13 protein-coding genes are annotated in these 17,147 nt (G+C 72.4%); 11 read left to right on the forward strand and 2 right to left on the reverse strand.

Features of this window, described 5'->3' with window-relative positions; genetic code table 11:
- Positions 1-77 precede the first annotated feature (77 nt).
- From ACFV46_RS14525 to ACFV46_RS14545, 5 genes are all read left to right on the forward strand, one after another.
- Positions 78-458: an MmcQ/YjbR family DNA-binding protein gene (locus ACFV46_RS14525; protein ID WP_385498395.1), complete on the forward strand. Its 381-nt coding sequence runs from the start codon at positions 78-80 to the stop codon at positions 456-458.
- A gap of 129 nt (positions 459-587) precedes the next feature.
- Positions 588-1,736, forward strand: a complete 1,149-nt coding sequence (locus tag ACFV46_RS14530; RefSeq protein WP_361925075.1) for a CaiB/BaiF CoA-transferase family protein — start codon at positions 588-590, stop codon at positions 1,734-1,736.
- The gene (locus ACFV46_RS14535; protein WP_376728713.1) at positions 1,733-2,875 is read left to right on the forward strand and encodes an acyl-CoA dehydrogenase family protein; all 1,143 of its coding nucleotides are present in this window, start codon (positions 1,733-1,735) and stop codon (positions 2,873-2,875) included. Before ACFV46_RS14530 ends, ACFV46_RS14535 begins: the two co-directional genes overlap by 4 nt.
- A gap of 25 nt (positions 2,876-2,900) precedes the next feature.
- Positions 2,901-4,115: an acetyl-CoA C-acetyltransferase gene (locus ACFV46_RS14540; protein ID WP_385498396.1), complete on the forward strand. Its 1,215-nt coding sequence runs from the start codon at positions 2,901-2,903 to the stop codon at positions 4,113-4,115.
- A 45-nt stretch (positions 4,116-4,160) separates the two neighbouring features.
- A complete protein-coding gene (locus ACFV46_RS14545; protein WP_385498397.1) occupies positions 4,161-6,341 on the forward strand; it encodes a 3-hydroxyacyl-CoA dehydrogenase NAD-binding domain-containing protein in 2,181 nt (726 codons plus the stop codon).
- A gap of 49 nt (positions 6,342-6,390) precedes the next feature.
- On the opposite strand, the gene ACFV46_RS14550 is transcribed toward ACFV46_RS14545, so the two are convergent.
- Positions 6,391-7,146 carry a MerR family transcriptional regulator gene (locus ACFV46_RS14550; protein WP_361925083.1) on the reverse strand — a complete coding sequence of 252 codons (756 nt, stop codon included), beginning with the start codon at positions 7,144-7,146 and terminating at the stop codon, positions 6,391-6,393.
- Positions 7,147-7,364: 218 nt separating this feature from the next.
- Here ACFV46_RS14550 and ACFV46_RS14555 point away from each other — a divergent pair, with 218 nt between their 5' ends.
- The 4 genes from ACFV46_RS14555 to ACFV46_RS14570 all read left to right on the forward strand — a co-directional run bounded on the left by ACFV46_RS14555 (position 7,365) and on the right by ACFV46_RS14570 (position 12,139).
- Positions 7,365-8,819, forward strand: coding sequence for an amino acid permease (locus ACFV46_RS14555; RefSeq protein ID WP_385498398.1), 1,455 nt, complete (start codon positions 7,365-7,367; stop codon positions 8,817-8,819).
- Positions 8,820-8,854: 35 nt separating this feature from the next.
- Complete coding sequence (locus ACFV46_RS14560) at positions 8,855-9,799, forward strand: PfkB family carbohydrate kinase (RefSeq protein ID WP_385498399.1); 945 nt, start codon at positions 8,855-8,857, stop codon at positions 9,797-9,799.
- Positions 9,800-9,925: 126 nt separating this feature from the next.
- Positions 9,926-10,417: a MarR family winged helix-turn-helix transcriptional regulator gene (locus tag ACFV46_RS14565; RefSeq protein WP_385498401.1), complete on the forward strand. Its 492-nt coding sequence runs from the start codon at positions 9,926-9,928 to the stop codon at positions 10,415-10,417.
- Between the two features lie 150 nt (positions 10,418-10,567).
- On the forward strand, positions 10,568-12,139 hold the full coding sequence (locus tag ACFV46_RS14570; protein ID WP_385498403.1) for an MDR family MFS transporter: 1,572 nt from the start codon (positions 10,568-10,570) through the stop codon (positions 12,137-12,139).
- Positions 12,140-12,219: 80 nt separating this feature from the next.
- Here ACFV46_RS14570 and ACFV46_RS14575 read toward each other — a convergent pair whose 3' ends face one another.
- The gene (locus tag ACFV46_RS14575) at positions 12,220-13,713 is read right to left on the reverse strand and encodes a M1 family metallopeptidase (RefSeq protein ID WP_385498404.1); all 1,494 of its coding nucleotides are present in this window, start codon (positions 13,711-13,713) and stop codon (positions 12,220-12,222) included.
- Positions 13,714-13,920: 207 nt separating this feature from the next.
- Here ACFV46_RS14575 and ACFV46_RS14580 point away from each other — a divergent pair, with 207 nt between their 5' ends.
- Positions 13,921-15,882: a Xaa-Pro dipeptidyl-peptidase gene (locus tag ACFV46_RS14580; RefSeq protein ID WP_385498405.1), complete on the forward strand. Its 1,962-nt coding sequence runs from the start codon at positions 13,921-13,923 to the stop codon at positions 15,880-15,882.
- Positions 15,879-17,138: a M14 family metallocarboxypeptidase gene (locus ACFV46_RS14585; RefSeq protein ID WP_385498407.1), complete on the forward strand. Its 1,260-nt coding sequence runs from the start codon at positions 15,879-15,881 to the stop codon at positions 17,136-17,138. The genes ACFV46_RS14580 and ACFV46_RS14585 overlap by 4 nt, the downstream gene beginning before the upstream one ends.
- Positions 17,139-17,147: the final 9 nt, after the last annotated feature.

Raw genomic sequence — 17,147 nt, forward strand, 5'->3', positions numbered from 1 at the left:
CGCACCACGCGCCGTTGTCGGTGGCCGAGGCTAGCGTGAGGTGCGCGGAGCCCGACGACGAGCCCGGAGGTGAGGCGGTGGCCGTGCCCAGGACTGCCCTGAAGAAGTGGGAAAAAGTGCGCGAGTTCGCCCTCGGTCTGCCGGGGGCGGCAGAGGAGTTCCCCTGGGGGGACACCGTCGCGAAGGTCAACAAGAAGGTGTTCGTCTTCCTGGGCGCCCCCGACAGCGGCCACCCGCCGGGGGTGACGGTGAAGCTGACGGACGAGGCGGTCCACGCGCACGCCCTCACCTGCCCGGGCGCCGAGCCCGCCGGATACGGACTGGGCCGTTCGGGCTGGGTGCGCGTCCCGCTGGAGCCGGAGGGCGCCCCGGCGGCCGGACTGCTGTGCGAGTGGGTGGAGGAAAGCTATCGCGCCATCGCCCCGAAACTGCTGATCGGGGAGCTGGACGCGCGCTGAGGCCGCCGGACGGGTTCGCCGCCGCGGCTTCCGGCGGGTAACTTCCTAAGCGCTTGCTCTTGTGTCCATCGGTGCGCCTTCTTAGCATCGCTGGTGTTACAGCAGTTGTGTCACACACCTGGGGGCAGGATGGCGACGACGCCAGGACAGGGCCCGCTCACCGGCGTGCGCGTGGTCGAGCTGGCCGGCATCGGGCCCGGCCCGTTCGCCGCCATGCTCCTCGCCGACCTGGGCGCCGACGTCGTGCGCGTCGACCGGCCCGGCGGCCCGGGCCTCGCGATCGACCCCGCCTACGACATCACCAACCGCAACAAGCGCTCGGTGATCGTCGACCTCAAGGCCCCCGACGGCGCCGCCCGGGTCCTCGACCTGGCCGCCCGCGCCGACGTCCTCGTCGAGGGCTACCGCCCCGGCGTGGCGGAGCGCCTCGGCGTCGGACCGGACGCCTGCCACGCCCGCAACCCCCGGCTGGTCTACGGCCGGATGACGGGCTGGGGCCAGGACGGCCCGCTCGCCGACCGCGCCGGCCACGACATCGCGTACATCGCGCGCACCGGCACCCTCGGCATGATCGGCACCCCCGGCGAACCGCCCGCCGTCCCCGCCAACCTGCTCGGCGACTACGCGGGCGGCTCCCTCTACCTGGTCGTCGGAGTCCTCGCCGCCCTGCACCACGCCCGCGCGACCGGCGAGGGACAGGTCGTCGACGCCGCCATCGTCGACGGCACCGCCCACCTCTCGACGATGATCCACGGCATGCTCGCCGCCGGCGGCTGGCAGGACCGGCGCGGCGCCAACCTCCTCGACGGCGGCTGCCCCTACTACGGCACCTACGAGACCGCCGACGGCCGGTACATGGCCGTCGGCGCCCTGGAACCGCGCTTCTACGACGAGTTCGTCACCCTGCTCGGCCTGCCGGAGCACACCGGCGCCCGCACGGACATCGGCCGCTGGAGCGAGCTGCGCGAGGCCGTCGCCGCCCGCTTCAGGACCCGTACCCGCGACGAGTGGACGGCCGTCTTCGACGGCACCGACGCCTGCGTCGCCCCCGTCCTGACCCTCGGCGAGGCCCCGCACGACCCGCACCTCGCCGCCCGCGGCACGTTCACCGACCACGGCGGCCTCACCCAGCCGGCCCCGGCGCCCCGGTTCTCGGCCACCCCCACCGCCGTACGCACCGGACCCGCGCGGCCCGGCGCCGGCACCGCGGACGTGGCCCGCGACTGGGACGTGCCCGGCCTGCCCGCCCACCCCGACCCCACGAAGGGCCTCGCATGAAGCGGCAGATCTTCGCCCCCGAGCACGACGCGTTCCGGGAGACCGTGCGCGCCTTCCTCGCCAGGGAGGTGCTGCCGTACTACGAGCAGTGGGAGAAGGACGGCATCGTCTCCCGCGACGCCTGGCGCGCGGCCGGCAAGCAGGGCCTGCTCGGCTTCGCCGTGCCCGAGGAGTACGGAGGCGGCGGCACCCCCGACTTCCGCTACAGCGCCGTCCTCGCCGAGGAGTTCACCCGCGCCGGCACCCCGGGCCTCGCCCTCGGCCTGCACAACGACATCATCGGCCCCTATCTGACCGGCCTCGCCACCGACGAGCAGAAGCGCCGCTGGCTGCCCGGCTTCTGCGACGGCACGCTCATCACCGCCATCGCCATGACCGAGCCCGGTGCCGGCTCCGACCTCCAGGGCATCCGCACCCACGCCGAGGACCGCGGCGACCACTGGGTCCTCAACGGCTCCAAGACGTTCATCTCCAACGGCCTCCTCGCCGACCTCGTGATCGTCGTGGCGAGGACCACCCCGGAGGGCGGCGCGCGCGGGCTGTCGCTGCTCGTCGTGGAACGCGGCATGGAGGGCTTCGAGCGCGGCCGCAACCTCGACAAGATCGGCCAGAAGGCCCAGGACACCGCCGAGCTGTTCTTCCACGACGTGCGCGTCCCCAAGGAGAACCTGCTCGGCGAGCTCGACGGCGCGTTCGTGCACCTGATGACGAACCTCGCGCAGGAACGCCTCAGCATCGCCGTCGCCGCGATCGCCGCCGCCGAGCACCTGCTGGAGATCACCACCGCGTACGTCAAGGAGCGCGAGGCGTTCGGCCGCCCCCTGGCGACCAAGCAGCACATCCGCTTCGAGGTGGCCGAGATGGCCACCGAGTGCGCGGTCACCCGCACCTTCCTGGACCGCTGCATAGCGGACCACGACCGCGGCGAGCTCGACGCCGTCCACGCCTCGATGGCCAAGTGGTGGGCGACCGAACTCCAAAAGCGCGTCGCCGACCGCTGTCTGCAACTGCACGGCGGGTACGGCTACATGAGCGAACACCCGGTGGCACGGGCCTTCACGGACGGCCGCATCCAGACCATCTACGGCGGGACGACCGAGATCATGAAGGAGATCATCGGCCGTTCCCTGCTGGGCTGACCCTCACCCCGAAAGGCTTCCCCCTGTGAGCACCGAAGCGTATGTGTACGACGCGATCCGCACCCCCCGGGGCCGCGGCAAGGCGAACGGAGCCCTGCACGGCACCAAGCCCATCGACCTGGTCGTCGGCCTCATCCACGAGATCCGCGACCGCTTCCCCGGCCTGGACCCGGCTGCCGTCGACGACATCGTGCTCGGCGTCGTCGGCCCCGTCGGCGACCAGGGCTCCGACATCGCCCGGATCGCCGCGATCGCGGCCGGCCTGCCCGACACGGTGGCGGGCGTCCAGGAGAACCGCTTCTGCGCCTCCGGCCTGGAAGCCGTCAACCTGGCCGCGATGAAGGTCCGGTCCGGCTGGGAGGACCTGGTCCTCGCGGGCGGCGTCGAGTCCATGTCCCGGGTGCCGATGGCCTCGGACGGCGGCGCCTGGTTCAACGACCCGATGACCAACCTCGACGTCAACTTCGTGCCCCAGGGCATCGGCGCCGACCTCATCGCCACCATCGAGGGCTTCACCCGCCGCGACGTCGACGAGTACGCCGCCCTCTCCCAGGAGCGCGCGGCGACGGCCTGGAAGGAGGGCCGCTTCGACCGGTCCGTCGTCCCGGTCAAGGACCGCAACGGCCTCGTCGTCCTCGACCACGACGAGCACATGCGGCCCGGTACCACCGCCGACTCCCTCGGCAAGCTCAAGCCGTCCTTCGCGGACATCGGTGACCTCGGCGGCTTCGACGCCGTCGCGCTGCAGAAGTACCACTGGGTCGAGAAGATCGACCACGTCCACCACGCCGGCAACTCCTCCGGCATCGTGGACGGCGCCTCCCTCGTCGCCGTCGGCAGCAAGGAGGTCGGCGAGCGCTACGGCCTCACCCCGCGCGCGCGGATCGTCTCCGCCGCCGTCTCCGGGTCCGAGCCCACCATCATGCTCACCGGCCCGGCGCCCGCGACCCGCAAGGCGCTCGCCAAGGCCGGCCTGACCATCGACGACATCGACCTCGTCGAGATCAACGAGGCGTTCGCCGCGGTCGTCCTGCGCTTCGTGAAGGACATGGGCCTGTCACTCGACAAGGTCAACGTCAACGGCGGCGCGATCGCCCTCGGCCACCCGCTCGGCGCGACCGGCGCCATGATCCTCGGCTCGCTCGTCGACGAACTCGAGCGCCAGGACAAGCGGTACGGCCTCGCCACGCTCTGCGTCGGCGGCGGCATGGGCATCGCCACCATCGTCGAGCGCGTCTGACCCCCTCCCGACGGATACGACGGATCACACGGAGAGCACTCCCACATGAGCACTGAATCCACCACCATCCGCTGGGAACAGGACCGCGACGGCGTCGTCACCCTCGTCCTGGACGACCCCAACCAGTCGGCCAACACCATGAACCAGGCGTTCCGCGACTCGCTCGCCGTGGTCACGGACCGCCTCGAGGCCGAGAAGGACACCATCCGCGGTGTCATCATCACCTCCGCCAAGAAGACCTTCTTCGCGGGTGGCGACCTGCGCGACCTCATCCAGGTCACCCCGGAGACCGCCCAGCAGCTCTTCGAGGGCGGCATGGCGATCAAGCGCCGGCTGCGCCGCATCGAGACCCTCGGCAAGCCGGTCGTCGCCGCCCTCAACGGCGCGGCCCTCGGCGGCGGCTACGAGATCGCCCTCGCCTGCCACCACCGGATCGCGCTCGACGCGCCCGGCTCCAAGGTCGGCTGCCCCGAGGTCACCCTCGGCCTGCTGCCCGGTGGAGGCGGCGTCGTCCGCACCGTCCGCATGCTCGGCATCGCCGACGCCCTGCTGAAGGTCCTCCTCCAGGGCACCCAGTACAGCCCGCAGCGCGCCCTGGAGAACGGCCTCGTCGACGACGTGGCCGGCACCCACGAGGAACTGCTCGCCAAGGCCCGCGCCTACATCGACGCCCACCCCGAGTCCCAGCAGCCCTGGGACCGGCCCGGCTACCGCATCCCCGGCGGCACCCCCGCGAATCCCAAGTTCGCGGCGAACCTGCCCGCCTTCCCCGCCAACCTGCGCAAGCAGACCGGCGGCGCGCCCTACCCGGCGCCCCGCAACATCCTCGCGGCGGCCGTCGAGGGCGCCCAGGTCGACTTCGAGACCGCGCAGGTCATCGAGGCGCGCTACTTCGTGGAGCTGGCCGCCGGCCAGACCTCCAAGAACATGATCCAGGCGTTCTTCTTCGACCTCCAGGCCGTCAACTCCGGCGCCAACCGGCCCAAGGGCGTCGAGCCGCGCCAGGTCCGCAAGGTCGCCGTCCTCGGCGCCGGGATGATGGGCGCGGGCATCGCCTACTCCTGCGCCCGCGCCGGCATCGAGGTCGTCCTGAAGGACGTGTCCCTGGAAGCCGCCCTCAAGGGCAAGGGCTACTCGGAGACGCTCTGCGCCAAGGCCGTCTCCCGGGGCCGTACGACGCGGGAGAAGGCCGACGCCCTGCTCGCCCGCATCACGCCGACGGCCGACCCGCAGGACGTGGCCGGCTGCGACGCGGTCATCGAGGCCGTCTTCGAGAACCCCGAGCTCAAGCACAAGGTGTTCCAGGAGATCCAGAACATCGTCGAGCCGGACGCGCTGCTGTGCTCCAACACCTCGACGCTGCCGATCACCGCCCTCGCCGAGGGCGTGGAGCGCCAGGCCGACTTCATCGGGCTGCACTTCTTCTCACCCGTCGACAAGATGCCGCTCGTCGAGATCATCAAGGGCGAGCGGACGGGGGAGGAGGCGCTCGCGCGCGCCTTCGACCTGGTCCGGCAGATCAACAAGACGCCGATCGTCGTCAACGACTCCCGCGGCTTCTTCACCTCCCGGGTCATCGGCCAGTTCATCAACGAGGGCGTGGCCATGGTCGGCGAGGGCGTCGAGCCCGCGTCGGTCGAGCAGGCGGCGGCGCAGGCCGGCTACCCCGCCAAGGTCCTCTCCCTGATGGACGAGCTGACCCTGACGCTCCCGCGCAAGATCCGCAACGAGTCCAAGCGGGCCGTCGAGGAGGCGGGCGGCACCTGGACGCCGCACCCCGCCGAGGCCGTCATCGACCGCATGGTCGACGAGTTCGACCGCCCCGGCCGCAGCGGCGGCGCCGGCTTCTACGAGTACGGCGAGGACGGCAAGCGGGCCGGTCTGTGGCCGGGCCTGCGCGAGCACTTCACCCGCGAGGACGCGCGGATCCCGTTCCGGGACATGCAGGAGCGCATGCTGTTCTCCGAGGCGCTGGACACCGTGCGGCTGCTGGAGGAGGGCGTATTGACGTCCGTCGCCGACGCCAACATCGGCTCCATCCTGGGCATCGGCTTCCCCGGCTGGACGGGCGGCGTCCTGCAGTACATCAACGGCTACGAGGGCGGCGTGGCCGGCTTCACGGCCCGCGCCCGCGAGCTGGCGGCGGCGTACGGCGAGCGGTTCACGCCGCCGGCGCTGCTGGTGGAGAAGGCGGAGAAGGGGGAGACGTTCACCGACGGCCGGTGACGCGTCGCCCCGCCGGCACGGGTCCCCGGACACCGGGGACCCGTGCCGGTCAGGCACCTCCGTCCGCCTGTGCGTCCTCGTCCGCCGCCCCGGCGCCGTCCGCGCCCGCGTCACCGCCCAGCCACTGCCGCAGCTCCTCGCGCAGCGACCGCTGGAAGGCCGTCAGCAGCGCCTGCACCACCATCGGCTGCATCGACGCCGACAGCGACTTCACGTCCTGGGCGGCCCGCTGCTCGACCTCCTGGCGGAACAGCCGCGACAGCTCCCGCGCCGCCTCGCGCGCGTGCTCGATGAGGACCGTGCGCGAGGCGAGGATCGCCTCCGGCGACAGCGGCACGTCCAGCAGCCGCACACCGAGCCGCAGCAGCCCCAGGTCGACGCGGTAGGTGCCGCCGTCGCCGTCCGCGACCACCCCCATCGCGGCCAGCCGCGCCACGTCGCCGTCGTCCAGCGGGCGCCCCGCCCGCCGCTCCAGCTCGGCGCGCGGGACCGTCTCCACGCTCTCCGGTGCCCAGGAGGCGACGACGGCCCGGTGCACGGCCAGGTCGTGCGCGTCCAGATCCGGCGGGAGCTGCTGGAGGTACCGCTCGATGGCCGCCAGCGTCATGCCCTGGTGCTGCAGCTCCTCGATGAGCGCCAGCCGGGCCAGATGCTCGCGCCCGTAGTGCCCCACCCGGCGCGGACCGAGCACGGGGGGCGGCAGCAGGCCCTTGGTGCCGTAGAACCGCACCGTGCGGACCGTCGTCCCCGCCCGCGCGGCCAGCTCGTCGATCGTGAGGGTCGTCTCCCCGGTGCCGGTCGTCATGTGCAGCAGTATCGCTGTCGCACCAATGCTGTGACACCTTCCGCGACGCACCGGGCCGCCCCGAGTGCGCGTCACGCTCTGTGACACACGCCACCGTGTGATCGGTTCGCGAACGGGAAGGCGCCCCCTCGGTCCGCGCCCGCCCCGGTGCCCGGGCCGCTCGTACGTCCGGAACCCGAGTGAGGTCTGCTCGGGCGCACCAGAGAGTGGATCCTCCCGTGAGCAAGGACGCCGTGAACACGGCAGTGGCCGCGACCCCCGAAGCCGCGGTCCAGACGCCCGCGGACGCGGGCGACGCCGGTTACAGCAAGGACCTCAAGGCCCGTCACGTCAACATGATCGCCATCGGCGGGGCCATCGGCACCGGCCTCTTCCTCGGCGCGGGCGGACGCCTGCACAGCGCGGGTCCCGCACTCGCCCTCGCCTACCTCGTCTGCGGCGTCTTCGCCTTCTTCGTGGTCCGTGCCCTCGGCGAACTCGTCCTGTACCGCCCCTCGTCCGGCTCCTTCGTGTCGTACGCGCGCGAGTTCCTCGGCGAGAAGGGCGCCTATGTCGCCGGCTGGATGTACTTCCTGAACTGGTCGACGACCGGGATCGCCGACATCACCGCCATCGCGCTCTACACGCACTACTGGAGCCTGTTCACCGACATCCCGCAGTGGCTGCTCGCCCTGGCCGCCCTGGCGGTCGTGCTGGCCGTGAACCTGATCTCGGTGAAGATCTTCGGTGAGATGGAGTTCTGGTTCGCGATCGTCAAGGTCGCCACCCTCGTCGGCTTCATGCTCATCGGCGTCTTCCTGCTCGCCACCCGGCACGAGGTCGGCGGCACCACCCCGGGTCTGAGCGTGATCACCGACAACGGCGGCCTCCTCCCGCACGGGGCGATGCCCGTCGTCCTGGTGATGCAGGGCGTGATCTTCGCGTACGCCGCCCTGGAGCTGGTCGGGGTCGCCGCGGGCGAGACCGCGGAACCCGAGAAGGTCGTCCCGCGCGCGGTGAACTCGATCATGTGGCGGGTCGGGCTGTTCTACTGCGGCTCCGTGCTCCTGCTCGCGCTCCTGCTGCCCGGCTCGGTGTACTCGGGCGACGAGAGCCCCTTCGTCACCGTGCTGTCGAAGATCGGCGTCCCGGCGGCGGGCGACGTGATGAACCTCGTCGTCCTGACGGCGGCGATGTCCTCGCTCAACTCGGGCCTGTACTCCACGGGCCGCATCCTGCGCTCCATGGCGACGGCGGGCTCGGCCCCGAAGTTCACCGCCCGCATGAACCGCAGCCAGGTCCCGTACGGCGGCATCCTGCTGACCTGCGCCGTCTGTGTGCTCGGCGTCGGCCTCAACTACCTGGTGCCGAGCAAGGCGTTCGAGATCGTGCTCAACGTGGCGTCCCTGGGCATCATCTCCACCTGGGTGATCATCATGGTCTGCCACCTGGTCTTCGTCCGCCGGGCCCGCGCGGGCCTGCTGAGCCGCCCGGGCTTCCGGCTCCCCGGCAGCCCGGTCACCGAGATCGCCACCATCGCCTTCCTGCTGGCCTGCCTCGGCCTGATGGCCAACGATCCCGAGGTCGGCCGCAAGACGCTCCTCCTCGTCCCCCTCATCGCGGCGGCACTGGTCACCGGCTGGTTCGCGGTCCGCCGCCGGGTGACCGCGTCCCAGGCGGATATCGCTCCGTAGGAGTCACTGTCGCCGGCGGCCGCTACGGTGGCGTCATGTCGGAGATCACGAACGTTCCGGGTGACGCCACCGCTCCCGCCGGCCGCGCCATCGATGTGCTCGTGCTGGGCGGGGCGGGTGTCGACACCATCGTGCGGGTGCCGGAGCTGCCGCTCCCGTACGCCGACAGCTACATGATCGACAGCGGCATCCGGACCCGGGCCGGCCAGACCGGGGACTTCGTGGCCGTCGCCCTGACCGCCCTCGGCCTGCGCACCCACCACCTCGACTTCCTCGGCGACGACCCCGAGGGCGACCTCGTGCGCGCCCTGCACCGGGACAAGGGCATCCCCCTCACCGCCGTCCCGCAGCCCGCCGGCACCAGGCGCGCCGTCAACCTCGTCGGCCCGGACGGCCGGCGGCTGTCCCTGTACGACACGACCCGGGCGCACCCCGACGATCGGTTCCCCGAGGACACGCTGCGGGCCCTCGCCGGCGCGAGCCGCCACGCGCACGTGTCCCTCACCCAGCCCTGCGCCGAAGCCCTGCCCGTCCTGCGCGAGACCGGCGTCACGCTCTCCACCGACCTGCACGACTGGGACGGGGAGAACCCGTACCACGAGCCGTTCGCGTACGGCGCCGACGTGGTGTTCCTCTCCGCGGCCGCGCTGCGCGACCCGGAGCGCACCCTGCGCCGGATCGCCGGGCGGGGGAGGGCCGAGGTCGTCGTCGCCACGGCCGGGGACAAGGGCGCGTACGTCCTCGCCGACGACGAACTGACGCACCTGCCCGCAGTGCCGCCACCCGCTCCGGTCGTGGACTCCAACGGCGCGGGCGACGCCTTCGCCGCCGCGTTCCTGCACGCCTGGCTGAACCGCGAGACACCGCTGCGCAGCGCCCTGTTCGGCACGATCGCCGGAGCCCACGCCTGCACGGTGCCGGCGACGGAGGCTACGGCGATCGGCCTGGACGAGCTGCGCGGGCGCGCCGCCGTCCTCTAGCGGGCGGTCCGCCCACACCCGCGGTCTCGCAACGCCGTTCGGATGGCTATATAGTTGCTCCGGGCAATCAACGGCGGCGGGCACGGCTTCGCCGGCACAGGCGCCGATCCGAGCGGGCGGGGAGCGATGAGGGAACAGCGGCACGATGCGGCCATCGCCCATGTGCTGAAGCAGCTCACCGCGATCGCCGTCATCCGGCGGCAGCTGGGACGCCGGCTTCCGCAGGGATCCCGCAACGCCGTCGTCGTCCTGGCCGCCCTGACCCGCACCGGCGAGGTCCGGCCGTCCGAACTGGCCGAGCACCTGGACTGCGACCTCTCCGTGGTGAGCCGGAAGGTGGCCCACCTGGAGCAGCGGGGTCTTGTCTCCCGCCGGGCCAACCCGGAGGACCGCCGGTCCAGCCTCATCGGCGTCACCGCGGAGGGCCGCGCCGAGGTGGACCGGCTCGTCGACATCCACACCGACCTGATCGCCGAGGCCACCGAGGACTGGACCGCGCGGGAACTGGCGGACCTCACCACGCTGCTCGACCGCCTGCGCGGCGGTCTCGCCCGCCGTCTGCACGGCGCCGAGGTGCCCGACCGGGAGCCGGACCCCGCACAGCCGGCCTCGGCCTGATCCACCACCGCCCCGCCGGCACCACCGCCCGACAGCACCACCACCGTCCCGCACCGCGCGGGACGGCCCGAACCCGTCTTCCAGGGGAACTTCCACGTGGCACAGCAAGAAAGCACAGAGAGCACCGCGGCGAGAACCGACGGCGCTCCCATGACGCACCGGCAGATCATGGAGGCACTCTCCGGCCTGCTGCTCGGCCTGTTCGTCGCCATCCTGTCGAGCACGGTCGTCTCCAACGCCCTGCCCCGCATCATCAGCGACCTCGACGGCGGCCAGTCCGCCTACACCTGGGTGGTCACCAGCACCCTCCTGGCCACCACCGTCTCCACCCCCATCTGGGGCAAGCTCGCCGACCTCACCAGCAAGAAGCTGCTCGTCCAGCTCTCCCTGCTGATCTTCATCGTCGGTTCCGCGGCGGCCGGCCTCTCGCAGAACACGGGCACGCTCATCGCGTTCCGTGTCGTCCAGGGCCTCGGCGCGGGCGGCCTGACCGCTCTGGCCCAGGTGATCCTCGCGTCGATCATTCCGCCCCGGGAGCGCGGCCGCTACAACGGCTACCTCGGCGCGGTCATGGCGGTGGGCACCATCGGCGGCCCGCTCCTCGGCGGCGTCATCGTGGACACCTCCTGGCTGGGCTGGCGCTGGTGCTTCTACGTCGGCGTGCCCTTCGCGGTCGCCGCGCTCATCGTGCTGCAGCGCACCCTGCGGCTGCCGCTGATCACCCGGGACGTCAAGGTGGACTACCTCGGCGCCACCCTCGTGGCCGCCTCGGTCTCCCTGCTGCTGATCTGGGTCTCCCTCGCCGGCGACTCGTTCGCCTGGTGGTCCGGTCCGACCGTCGCCATGGTGCTCGGGGCCCTCGCGCTGGCCGTGGTCTTCGTGTTCGTGGAACTGCGCGCCACGGAACCGATCATCCCCATGCACTTCTTCCGCAACCCGACGCTGACCCTCTCGGTGGTCGCGAGCCTCGCGGTCGGCACCGCCATGTTCGGCGGCACCGTGTTCCTCAGCCAGTACTTCCAGATAGCCCGCGGCGACTCGCCCACCATGGCCGGCGTGATGACGCTGCCCATGATCATCGGGCTGGTCGTCTCGTCCACCGTGATCGGCCGCGTCATCACGAAGTCCGGGAAATGGAAGCGCTACCTGGTCGTCGGCGGCATCCTCCTCATCGTCGGGCTCGCCCTCATGGGCACCGTGCGCGCGGACACCGAGTACGGCCTGCTGGGCGCGTACATGTTCCTCATCGGCTGCGGTGTCGGCATGACGATGCAGAACCTCGTGCTCGCCGTGCAGAACACCGTCCCGCTGCACGAACTCGGCGCCGCCAGCTCCGTCGTCGCCTTCTTCCGGACGCTCGGCGGCGCCGTCGGAGTGTCGGCACTCGGCGCCGTCCTCGCCTCCAAGGTCGGCACCTACACCGCGTCGGGCATCGCGGAACTCGGCATCCAGGCCTCCGGCGACGGCTCCCTGCCCGACATCCACACCCTTCCGGCGCCGCTGGCGGCCGTCGTCGAGGACGCCTACGGTCACGCCACCGGCGACATCTTCCTCATCGCCGCGCCCATCGCCCTGGTCGCGCTGATCGCCATCGTCTTCCTCCGCGAGATCCCCCTGCGCACGGCCGTGGACGACACGGCGGGGGGCGGCGACAACCCGGCCGTCCCCGAGGACGACAACACCCCGGGCCGCGAGGGAGCGGAAGCCGGCGCGGTCCGCTGAGCCCCCACGGCACCCACCGGAACGCCGCCGGAGCCCGATGGGCCCCGGCGGCGGACGCGTTCCCCTCGGTGGGGTGATGCTCAGTGCGCGTGCACGCCGTTCGTCGCGGCGATCTTCTTCCAGGACTTCGGCCGGTCCGGGGTCGTCGTCGCCGAGGCGACCGACGCGGCCCGCGCCACCGACGCGGACGGCTTCGACGGCTGGAACAGCCAGGTGTCGAACAGCGCCGCGAGCGGCTGCCCGGACACCTCCTCCGCGTACCGGCGGAAGTCCGCCACCGACGCGTTCCCGTAGGCGTACTTCGCCGTCCAGCCCTTGAGGATGGTGAAGAACGCGTCGTCCCCGATCGCGTCCCGCAGCGCCTGCAGGGCCAGCGCGCCCCGGTCGTACACCGCGGCGTGGAACTGGTTCTCCGGACCCGGGTCACCGGGCCTGACCGTCCAGAACGGGTCGTCGGCAGGCCGCGAGGCGTACGTGTAGGCGGCGAGCTCCCGCGTCGTCCCCTCGCCCTCGTGCTCCGACCACAGCCACTGCGCGTACCGTGCGAAGCCCTCGTTGATCCAGATGTCCTTCCAGCCCTTCACGGACACCGAGTCGCCGTACCACTGGTGGGCCAGCTCGTGGACGACGACGCTGGTGTTCGAGCCGTTCGCGAACTGCCGGGGGCTGTAGAACGGCCGGGTCTGCGTCTCCAGCGCGTACCCGGTGCCGGTGTTCGGCACATAGCCGCCGAGCGCGCCGAACGGATACGGCCCGAAGTACTCGCCGAGCCAGTCGGCGATCTCACCGGTCCGCTCGACGCTGGCCCGCGCGGCGCCGTAGTTCGGGCCCAGGTCCTTGCTGTACGCGTTGACGATCGGGATGCCGCTGTCGCTGGTCCCCGTCGTCACGTCGAACCGGCCGAGCGCGAGCGTGGCGAGATACGTCGCCTGCGGCTTGTCGGACCGCCAGTTGTAGCGGGTCCAGCCCAGCCGCGAACTCGTCGACTGCAACGTGCCGTTGGAGATGGCCTGGGTGCCGTCCGGGACCTGCACCGAGACGTCGTAGGTCGCCTTGTCCAGCGGGTGGTCGTTACTCGGGAACCACCACCAGGCGGCCTCGGGCTCGTTCGCGGCGACCCCGCCGTCCGGGGTGCGGTGCCAGCTGGTGAAGCCGTACGCCTGCTTCGTGGACGGCACGCCCCGGTAGCGCACGACGATCGTGAGGTCCGTGCCCTTGTCCAGCGGCTTCCTGGGCGTGATCTCCAGTTCGTGCTCCCCGGAGGTGGCGAACGCCGCCGTCGCGCCGTTGACGCGGACCTCCCCGACGTCCAGCAGGAAGTCCAGGTTCAGCCGCGACAGGTCCCGCGTGGTCCGCGCGAGCAGGGTCGCGGTGCCTTCCAGCTCGTCCGTGGCCGGCCGGTACGTCAGCCGCAGGTCGTAGTGGGAGACGTCGTATCCGCCGTTGCCGTAGGCCGGGTAGTAGGGGTCGCCGATGCCCGGGGCACCGGGGGCGTGGCTCGCCGCCGAGGCCGGGATCACCAGCATCAGGGAGGCGGCCGCCAGGGCACCCGGCGCGAGGATTCTGCGGTGCACGAAAGCTCCAAGTCGTAGGGGACCGAAGTCTGTCGGGAGCCTATTCACCCCCGGTGCATCCGGTGTGTCCATGACCACCGCTGTCACACGATCGCCATTCGGCCGACACGTACCGCGCCGCCCCGGGGGCGGTTCTCGGCCACCGCCGCCTCACATGGCGTCAGCCGCCCTCTTCTGCGCGGGAGTTGACCGATGTACCGTCCGCGCATGCCGAACCGTACGCGCACGACGATCTGGAGAACGCTCGCGACGGCGGCCACAGCCGCCCTCCTGGCCACGTTCCTGGCGCCCACCTCGGCGCAGTCGGCCCCGCGCGAGAGCCGCCCCGTCCACTCCTACGAGAACGCCGTCCGCGAGGCCGTCTGGGTGGACACCGGACTCGACGGCGACGGCGACGGCCGGCACGACCGGGTCGCCGTCGACATCGTCCGGCCCCGCGAACCGGCCGCTCAGGGCCGCACGGTGCCCGTCATCATGGACGCCAGCCCGTACTACTCCTGCTGCGGGCGCGGCAACGAGAGCCAGAAGAAGACGTACGACGCGGACGGCCACCTCGTGGGGATGCCGCTGTTCTACGACAACTACTTCGTGCCGCGCGGCTACGCCGTCGTCGGCGTCGACCTCGCCGGCACCAACCGCTCCGACGGCTGCGTCGACGTCGGCGGCCGCTCCGACGTCCTCTCCGCGAAGGCCGTCGTCGACTGGCTGAACGGCCGCGCCACCGCGTACACGACCCGTACCGGCACCACCCGCGCCAAGGCGACGTGGAGCAACGGCCGCACCGGCATGATCGGCAAGAGCTGGGACGGCACCATCGCCAACGGCGTCGCCGCCACCGGCGTCAAGGGTCTGAGGACCATCGTCCCGATCAGCGCGATCTCCTCCTGGTACGACTACTACTTCCAGCAGGGCGCCCCGCTGTACGACTCCGGCCCGGACTGGCTCTCCGACCACGTCGACAGCCCCGACGCCCGCGCCAAGTGCGCCGCCGTCCAGCAGAGGCTCGTCGACGGGGCGCCGCGCACCGGCGACTGGACGCCCCTGTGGACCGAGCGCGACTACGTCGAGGACGCGCGCAAGGTGCGGGCCAGCGTCTTCGCCGTCCATGGCACACAGGACCTCAACGTCCGGATGAAGCACCTCGGCCAGTGGTGGGACGCCCTCGCGAAGAACGGCGTCGAGCGCAAGATCTGGCTCTCGCAGACCGGCCACGTCGACCCCTTCGACTTCCGCCGCGCCGCGTGGGTGAAGACCCTGCACCGCTGGTTCGACCACGAACTCCTCGGCTACGACAACGGCATCGACCGTGAGCCGATGGCCGACATCGAACGCCACCCCGACCAGTGGGTCACCTCCGCGGTCTGGCCGCCGCGCGGCACCGCCACCGCCACCCTGCGCCCCGCCCACGGCGACCGGGCCGGCGTCGGCACCCTCGGCCTGCGCAAGGACCGCGGCACCGAGACGTTCACGGACGACCCGCGCCGCGGCGAGACCGACTGGGCCGCGACCATCGACACCCCCACCGCCGACAAGGCGGGCTTCGTCACCGGCCCGCTCACCCGCGACCTGCGCCTGTCCGGTTCCTCGAAGGTCACCGTCACCGCGACCCCGACCACCACCACGGCCCATCTGTCCGCCGTCCTCGTCGACCTCGGCCCCGACACGATCCGGGACTACGCGGCGGGCGGCGAGGGCATCACCACGCGCACCGACCGCGACTGCTGGGGCGCGAGCACCGCCGGCGACAGCGCCTGCTACCTGCGGACGGCCGCCGACACCGCCGACGTCCAGCACACCGTCGTCAGCCGCGGCTGGGCCGACCTCGGCACCCACGCGTCCGCCCACCACGGCCGGCCGCTCACCCCGGGCAAGGCGTACACGCTCACCCTCGACCTGGCCGCCACCGACCACGTCGTCCCCGCCGGGCACCGGCTCGCCCTGATCGTCGCGGGCACCGACAAGGACCTGATCGACCCGCCGTCGACCCGGCCCACCCTCACCCTCGACCTGTCCCGCACCGAGGCCCGCGTCCCGCTCGTCGGAGGTACGGCCGCGTTCGCGCGGGCCACGGCCGGCTCGCCGTCCGCCGCCCCGCCCGTCGCCCAACGCCTCGACGGCGTCACGGGCGTGCCCCGATCGGCCGGGCGGGTCCCGGAGGGGGGCCGGTGACCCGCGTCCGGGCGCTCGTCCTGACCGGAGCCGCCCTCGCCGCCTGCCTGGTGGCGGGACCCGCGCACGCCACACCGTCCCCGCCCCGCACCGGCTTCGAGACGTCCGGCGGAGCCCGCTGGACGACCCAGCCGGAGGAGCAGGCCCTGCTGGCCACCGTCGACGGGGCGAGCGACCGGGTCTCCGTCACCCGGATCGGCACCACCGGGGAGGGCCGCCCGCTCCAGCTCGTCCGGATCGGCGCACACCGGGCCGCGCTCCGGGTGCTGCTGGTGTGCAGCCAGCACGGTGACGAACCGTCGGGCCGCGAGGCCTGTCTGTCCACCGTCCGCGACCTCGCCTACACCCAGGACCCGGCCACCCGCCGGTTCCTGGAGCGCACCACCGTGCTGGTCGTGCCCACCGCCAACCCCGACGGCCGGGCCGCGGACACCCGCGGCAACGCCGACGGCGTCGACGTCAACCGCGACCATCTCGCCCTCGCGACGGCCGAGGGCCGCGCCATGGCCGCCGTCGTCCGCGACGAACGGCCCGACATCGTCTACGACCTGCACGAGTACGGCGCCACCCCGCCGTACTACGAAAAGGACCTGTTCGACCTGTGGCCGCGCAACCTCAACACGGACGGAGCCGTCCACGACGCGGCCCGGACGCTGTCCGAGGCGTACGTCCGCCCCGCCGCCGCCCGCGCCGGGCACTCCACGGGCACGTACGGCATCTGGACCGACCCCGTGACCGGCGAGCCCGTCCGTCAGGTCGCCGGGGACGGCCAGGAGCGCATCCTGCGGAACATGACCGGCGTCAAGCACGCGGTGGGCCTGCTCATCGAGAGCCGGGTCGACGCCCTCACCGACGCCGAGCGGGCCGACCCGGCGCTCAACCACCGGCGCCGGGTGCGCTCCCAGCTCGCCGCGCTCGGCGGGCTGTTCCGGTTCGGCGACGAGCAGCGCGGGCGGATCGAGCGGGCCACCGGCGCCGCCCGCCTCGCCGGATGGAAGGACAGCGGCCCGGTGTACCTGGGCGGCGCCGACAACGACCCGCCCGAACCGGCCGAGGTGATCGCGGACCCGCCCTGCGGCTACCGGCTCACCCCCGCCCAGTACGCGCGGGTGCGGGACGAACTGGCGCTGCACGGGGTGCGCACCCGGGGCACCCATGTGCCGCTGCGCCAGCCGCTGCGCGCCCTCGTCCCACTGCTCCTGGACGCCCGCGCGCCGTACCACCTCACGGAGGGTGAACCCGACACCGGCTGCTGAACGGGCTGC

The sequence above is a fragment of the Streptomyces sp. NPDC059852 genome, assembly GCF_042731455.1.
In the GTDB taxonomy this organism is placed as follows: domain Bacteria; phylum Actinomycetota; class Actinomycetes; order Streptomycetales; family Streptomycetaceae; genus Streptomyces.